Below are 7,109 nucleotides of genomic sequence, written 5' to 3' on the forward strand. Positions count from 1 at the left end.
TTTCATTCGCGCGGTCCTGACAGCCGCAGCACGACGGCCGTCAGGACCGCACCCGCCAGGGCTCCCACCGCAGCGATGACGAATGTCGTCGACATCGACGTGACCTCGTCCCCCACGCGCGGCGACGCGATGGCCGCAGCGGCAACGCCGAACACGGCGCCGAACTGCCGGAACGTATTCATTGCGCCAGATGCGGCACCCACCGACTCCGCCGGAACCGCGTTCATCATCGCGGCAATCGCGACGACACCGCCGGAGAGCGGTATGCCGATCCCGAGCAAGGCGAGAGCGACTCCGTAGACGGCGAACGGTGCGCCCGCCGGGATCGACAACAGGCCCAGCATCCCGGCGCAGATCGAGCCGAGCCCGAGCAACATCGTCGGACGGGTACCGAGCCGACCGACGATGTACGACGCACTCAGCGATCCGATTCCCATTGCGCCGAAGAGCGGGAGGAATTGCAGGCCCGTCGCGATCGGACTGAGGCCTCGCTCCCCCTGCAAGTACAGCGTCAGGATGAACAGCACGCCGTAGAGGCCGAACAATCCGAGGAAATTGACTGCACATGCAGCGAGAACTTCGGGGATGCGGAGCAGTCCCGGCGGCAACATCGGCAACTCGGTGCGGCGCTCCCACACCACGAACGCCGCCGCAGAGAGCGCCGCAACCCCGAAGGTCACCAGCACGAACGGATCCGCCCAGCCGCGATGCGGGCCCTCGACCAGCGCGAGTGTGGCGCCGACACCTGCCGCTACGAAGAAGGCCTGGCCGAGGACGTCGATACCACCGCTACGCGGCTTTTCCTTGTGGCGCAGAGAAATCCGCAAGGCACCCCACGCGAACACCGCGATGGGAACATTGATCCAGAACAACGACTGCCATCCCGCCGACGACACCAGCACCCCACCGACCAGCGGTCCCAGTGCAAGCGCAACCCCCGCGGTGCCACCCCACAGACCGATGGCCTTCGCCCGGGCCGTAGGGCGGGGAAAGTGCGTGGTCAACGCCGCGACGGACAGGGGAACGATGACCGCCGCGCACACGCCCTGCAAGGCGCGACCCGTGATCAGCACGCTCATGGTCGGCGCGAGGGCGCAGACGATCGATGCGAGCCCGAACGCGCCGGTGCCACCGAGCAACATGCGCCGAGTGCCGAATCGGTCGCCGAGCAGCCCGCCCGACAACAGCAGGCACGCGAATGCCAGTGTGTACGCGTCCAGAATCCATTGCGCCGCAGTGTCTCCGCCATCCAGGCGGTCTGCGATGGTCGGAATCGCTACCGGAGCGATGCTGGTGTCGAGGTAGACGATGAACGTCACCGCGCAGATGCCCCGCAGGAGGGCCCGCCGGCGGAGTTCGGGCCGGTTTGCGGGAATATCGGTTCGGGAGATGTCACTATCCGAAGTCACTCGAAGATCGTATGCTCAGAATACGAATTGTTGTCGAGCGAAGACACTTTCGGTCGCCGGCGATAAAATACGCCTATCCTGGCTGGCCACCGCCGGAATCAACTGCTCTCGGCGATCGGGTGACGGCGATCGCACGCAACCGAAGATTCTATCGGCCCAGGTCCACGCATCGTCATTGCTCCCGGCACAGGACCGCGGCGGCCGGTGTTCACCTCGAGTACACAACGGCGTGTTGGCATGTTCCCACGGATCACGTGCACGGCAAGGAGACACACAGTGAGTCGAATCCAACTCCAATCGATATCGAAGAAGTTCGGTACCACCCATGCGATTCACGACGTCAGTCTCGACATCGCGGACGGCGAATTCATGGTCCTTCTAGGGCCGAGCGGGTGCGGCAAGTCCACCCTCCTGCGAATGGTGGCCGGCCTGACCCAACCGACGTCGGGGCAAATTTTGCTCGACGACAACGACATCACCTCGGCACCCCCACGTGGACGAGATCTTGCGATGGTCTTCCAGAGTTACGCGCTGTACCCCCATCTGACCGTTGCCAAGAACATCGGATTTCCGTTGCGCACCCGCAAGCTATCGCGACAATCCATCGCTGACAACGTGGCGAAGGTGGCGTCGATCCTCGATCTGACCCCACTACTCGCGCGGCGTCCGGCCGAATTGTCCGGCGGGCAACGGCAGCGAGTTGCATTGGCGCGAGCGATGGTTCGTGAACCGGGCGCATTCCTGATGGACGAACCCCTGTCCAATCTGGACGCACAACTGCGGAGCGCGACGCGTACCGAACTCATCGAACTGCACAGAAGGATCGGCACCACCTTCCTGTATGTCACCCACGACCAGGTCGAAGCCATGACGATGGCGTCTCGGATCGCGTTGATGAACGACGGGCGCGTCGAGCAAGTGGGCACTCCGACCGAGCTCTACGACACCCCTCGGTCCACGTTCGTGGCAGGCTTCCTCGGAGCGCCGCCGATGAATCTCCTGGCGGCCGACGTGGTGAGCCGAGGCGGCGAACTATACGCGGAGGCAGTCGATCTTTCGGTGCCACTGGGCATCTCGGCCGACGAAGTCGCTGCTCGCAGTGTGACCATCGGCGTTCGCCCAGAACGTATCGTTCTCCGCCACGACGGCGTCGGCACCCCGGCCACGGTCGCCACCGTGGAGAACCTCGGGAGCGAAGAACTCGTTCATGTACGTGTGGGGCCTAATGCCCTGTGCGCCAGAGTGTCCCGGCCTGCCGGCGTACGACCCGGCGATACGGTCCACCTCGGCCTGGATAAGTTCGACCTTCATCTGTTCGATCGCGACACCGGGCGCCGGTTGGTCTGGCAGCCCGAGGACGCGGTTGCCGACACCGCAGTTGCAGACACCGATGTCACCGCCCGGCAGACGGGTATCCCAGTCTTCACTTCCTAGATCCCGATTCCTTCCGTACCCACTCTCACCAGGAGCAACAATGAAAAGAACCCTTCTCGGCATGGGTGCGCTCATGACGAGCGCACTCGTACTGACTGCGTGTGGCGGTCTCGGCAGCACGACGACGACGGAGACCACATCTGCTTCCCAACCGGTGCCCGAACTGACCGACGACCAACAGGTCTCGATTGTCTTCGAGAGCTACAACTACGGTCTGGCAGGTGCGTGGACCGACACGTTCAACACCCTGATCGGCGAATTCGAAAAGCAGCATCCGAACATCACCGTCACAGCGCAGAAGCCGCAAGGCAACAGCCCCAACCCCGCAACGGACACTGTGTCGAGCATTCAGAACCAGACCGTCGCGGGCGCACCCCCGGACATTGCACAGCTCGGGTTCAGCGACCTGGACTTCACCATCAACCAGCTGGGAGCACGATCCCTCGACGAACTCTTCGGCAAGGACGAGGTTCAGAAGAACTTCGACGGAACGAAGCACGCCTACGCACCCACCGCACGCACGCTCGCAGACTGGGACGGGACCACGTACGGCATCCCGTTCGTGTTCTCCACGCCCGTCTTCTACTACAACGCAACACTCTTCGAGCAGGCCGGTATCGATCCTGCCGATCCGCCCTCGACCTGGGAGGAGGTTGGCGAGGCGGCGAAGACCATTGCCGACCGGACCGGCAAGGGCGGGGTGTACCTCGACTGCCTCACCAAGTCCGCGAAGGACTGGTGCTACCAGAGTTTGGTCCGATCGAACGGCGGACGCGTCATCTCGGAGGATCGGACGTCTCTCGAATTCGCCGACGAGGCGGCCGTCGAAGCTACGACGATGGCGCAGAAACTGGTCGCCGACGGAGCGACGCCGGTATTGAGTCAGCAGCAGGGATACGAGGCCTTCGCTCGCGGCGACATGGGGATGATTCTCGAAACCAGCGCTATACAAGGGACGTTCACCAAGGGCGCCAAGGACAAATGGGATCTGCGTGCGACCACGATGCCGTCCTTCGGTGACAAGCCTGTCGTTCCCACCAACTCGGGTGCGTCGCTGTTCACGTTCGCATCCGACCCCGCTAAGCAGCGTGCGTCCTGGGAACTCATGAAGTTCTTGACCAGCGAGGAGTCCTACACCACAATTTCGCAGGGCATCGGCTACCTTCCGCTGCGCACCGGGCTCGTCGACGATCCCGAGGGGCTTCAGGATTGGGCATCGAAGAGCCCGCTGATCGGGCCGAACCTGAAGCAGCTGGAGTCGATGGAGCCGTGGGTCTCCATGCCCGGCAACAACTATCTGCAGATCCGTGACGGAATGATGGACACCGTCGAGTCGATCGTCTATCAGGGTGCGGATCCGGGTCCGACACTGGAGGCCGCCCGCGATCAGGGCACAGCTCTTCTCCCTGCTCAGTAGACCGTCGCCCACCTGCCGAAGCCGCCCAAGAAAAGGACACGAGATGGCTGGACCTGATTTCACCGTCATTCAGTTGACGGACACACACATTCGCAGAGAGGGTGAGACGGTGCACGGTGTCGTCGACACGCTCGCCAACCTGCACACGGTCCTCGACCGACTGGTGAACTCGGGGCAGCGCATCGACGCCCTGGTTCTCTCGGGAGATCTCACCGACGATGGTGACCCGGAGGCATACCGCCGGTTGCGCGAGGCGGTCGTTCCCGCCGCCGACGCTCTCGGTGCCGTCGTGATCTATGCAATGGGCAATCACGACGATCGCGAAGCGTTCGTACACGAATTGATCGCGCCGCCGTCGCCCGACGGCCCCGTCAATTCCGTGGATTCCGTGGATTCCGTCTTCGACATCGGTGGAGTCCGAATCGTCGTTCTGGACAGCACGACGGCTGGGAGACACGACGGCCGGCTCGAGCCGAGCCAGCTGTCGTGGCTGACCGACGTTCTTGCCGAGCCGGCACCCGGCGGCACGATCCTGGTGCTGCATCACCCACCGATCCCGTCACCGGTCACTTCGGTCAATTCTCTTCGGCTGCAGCACTCAGAGCATCTCGAGGCCGTTCTCGCTGGATCTGATGTAGGCATGATCCTGTGCGGTCACGCCCACCACACGAGTTCGGGTTCGATCGCTGGGATTCCGGTGTGGGTGGGCCCCGCGATGTCGTACCGCGTCGACCCGATACCGCCCGTCGGCCGACATCGCGGTGTCGTCGGGTTCGGCTTCTCCCGCATCGATGTGTTCGGATCGTCCTTCGTCGCTACCGCGGTGGAGGCCACGCCGTCTGCGACGGTGTACGACGAGTCGATGCAGGACATTCTCGACAAGCTCGCGGCGCTTTCGCTCCAGGCTGGGTGAGACGTGTTCGTCAGCGTTCTCGACCGCCCTGTACCCGCCAAGGAGACGGCATCCGAACCCGCTCGAACCATCCGGGATTCATCGATCGCGCGTGTACTGCGCGTCGCGCAGCCGTATCTGTATCTGACACCGGCCATCGCACTGCTCGTCGTGTGGACCTATCGCCCACTCGTCCAAGCTGCTCAGTTGTCGACGTATTCGTGGAATTTGTTGCCCACGACACCGATGCAAGCGGTGGGGGCGGACAACTACCGTCGTCTGATCGAGTTGCCGGCCGTCGGTGACTCCATCTGGCGCACGGTCGTTCTGATTCTCGCCCTGCTCCCCTTCTCGATCGTTCTGCCCGTGGTGATCTCGTTCGCAACACGGGGCGTACACGGGCGAGCACGGGTGATGTACCAGAGCATCATCTTCGCTCCGTTCCTGATCGCACCGGTAGCGGGCGCGGCGGTATGGCAATGGCTGCTCGATCCGAGCGCCGGAATCGTCAATCGGATTCTCGGTTCGGACCGCAATTGGATCCAGGACACAGCTACCGCTCAGTGGGTGATCATCATCATCACGGGGTGGCACTTTCTCGGGTTCGCGGTGCTGGTGGTGTCCGCCGGCATGGCGAGTGTGAACAGCGACTACTCCGAGGCCGCACAGATGGATGGGGCGTCGCGGTGGCAGATCGATCGCTGGATCACACTGCCGCTGCTCTCCCCCACCCTGGTGTTCCTCACGCTCATGACCGTCCTGCTCAGTGCACAGTGGACATTTCCGCTGATCGACACCCTGACGCAGGGCGGGCCGTCGCAATCAACGACTAATATCTACTACCTGTTGTGGGACTACGGTTTCCACAGCTTCGACGCCGGACTCAGCGCGGCCGCGGGCATCGTACTCTTCGTGGGATTCGGTGCTGTCGCAGGTATCCTTGTCTGGCTCTCCGAACGGATAACGTTTCATGACAACTGACATGCGCAACACCGGCGCGCCCGACAGCGTCGAGGGTAGCGGCGATCTTCTGCGCCGAGTTCGCGGGCACGCCATCCTGATCGTCATCGCGGTGGTGTGTGCGTTCCCGATTTATTGGCTGTTCGCGACATCGTTGCGTCGGCCGGACGACGTCGGGTCCCTCTCACCGTTTCCGTGGCCACTGTCGATCGAGAACTACACGGACGCCGCATCGAAGGTCGACATAGTCGGCCTCCTGTTGAACACGTTCGGTGTCGCATTCGTGTCCGCCGCGTCGCAGCTGTTGATCGCATTGCTCGCGTCCTACGCGTTCGCGATGTACACGTTCCGTTTCCAGAACTTCCTCTACCTGGCATTCATCGGGACGTGGTTGGTACCGTTCCAGGTCACCATGCTGCCCAACTACGTTCTGCTGTACCAAATGGGTCTGATCAACACGCTCGCCGGAGTGGTGGTGCCGACGCTGTGTTCAGCTCTCGGCGTGTTGATGCTGCGTCAACACATGACCAGCTTCCCGAAGGAACTGGTAGCGGCTGCGCGAATGGACGGCCGGTCGTCGTGGTCGATCCTGTGGACCGTCGTGGTACCCAATCTGCGTCCGGCCCTCGCCGCGCTGTCCATCCTGTTGTTCATCAACTCGTGGAACGAGTACTTCTGGCCGGCAGTGGTATTGCAACGCAGCAATTCCGTCCTGCAGCTCGGTTTGCGTAGCTTCATGGGCACCGAGGGCAACGACTGGGGCCCGATGATGGCGGTGGCAGGGATGGCGTGCCTACCGGTCTTCCTCCTCTATATCGTGCTGCAACGTCATATCGTCAACGCGTTCGTCCGCTCCGGTCTCAAGTAGGAACCGAATCAGGGGCGGGGGGGGGGGGCGGGGGGGGGGGGGGCCGCGCCCCCCCGGGGGTGGGGGGGGCGGGGAGCGCCCCGCCCCCCCCCGCCGCCCGCAACGGGGGCCCCCCCGGCGCCGGGGCGG

The 7,109-nt window shown here is 63.4% G+C and carries 6 protein-coding genes; 5 read left to right on the plus strand and 1 reads right to left on the minus strand.

What is annotated here, in order from left to right:
• Positions 1-2 precede the first annotated feature (2 nt).
• Positions 3-1,409: an MFS transporter gene (locus R4P65_RS30235; RefSeq protein WP_230813336.1), complete on the minus strand. Its 1,407-nt coding sequence runs from the start codon at positions 1,407-1,409 to the stop codon at positions 3-5.
• 276 nt (positions 1,410-1,685) lie between these two features.
• Here R4P65_RS30235 and R4P65_RS30240 point away from each other — a divergent pair, with 276 nt between their 5' ends.
• From R4P65_RS30240 to R4P65_RS30260, 5 genes are read left to right on the plus strand one after another with little or no spacing between them, the layout of a single operon-like run.
• Positions 1,686-2,843 (plus strand): ABC transporter ATP-binding protein, encoded by a 1,158-nt coding sequence (locus tag R4P65_RS30240; RefSeq protein WP_317829234.1) that lies wholly within the window; start codon positions 1,686-1,688, stop codon positions 2,841-2,843.
• A 40-nt stretch (positions 2,844-2,883) separates the two neighbouring features.
• A complete protein-coding gene (locus R4P65_RS30245; protein ID WP_317829235.1) occupies positions 2,884-4,260 on the plus strand; it encodes an ABC transporter substrate-binding protein in 1,377 nt (458 codons plus the stop codon).
• A 43-nt stretch (positions 4,261-4,303) separates the two neighbouring features.
• Entirely contained in the window at positions 4,304-5,173 is an 870-nt protein-coding gene (locus R4P65_RS30250; RefSeq protein WP_317829236.1) for a metallophosphoesterase, read from the plus strand.
• A 3-nt stretch (positions 5,174-5,176) separates the two neighbouring features.
• On the plus strand, positions 5,177-6,133 hold the full coding sequence (locus R4P65_RS30255) for a carbohydrate ABC transporter permease (protein ID WP_411742603.1): 957 nt from the start codon (positions 5,177-5,179) through the stop codon (positions 6,131-6,133).
• Positions 6,123-6,980 (plus strand): carbohydrate ABC transporter permease, encoded by an 858-nt coding sequence (locus R4P65_RS30260; protein ID WP_230813340.1) that lies wholly within the window; start codon positions 6,123-6,125, stop codon positions 6,978-6,980. The genes R4P65_RS30255 and R4P65_RS30260 overlap by 11 nt, the downstream gene beginning before the upstream one ends.
• Positions 6,981-7,109: the final 129 nt, after the last annotated feature.

The organism is Rhodococcus sp. IEGM 1318, from assembly GCF_033142465.1.
Lineage (GTDB): Bacteria > Actinomycetota > Actinomycetes > Mycobacteriales > Mycobacteriaceae > Rhodococcus_F > Rhodococcus_F qingshengii_B.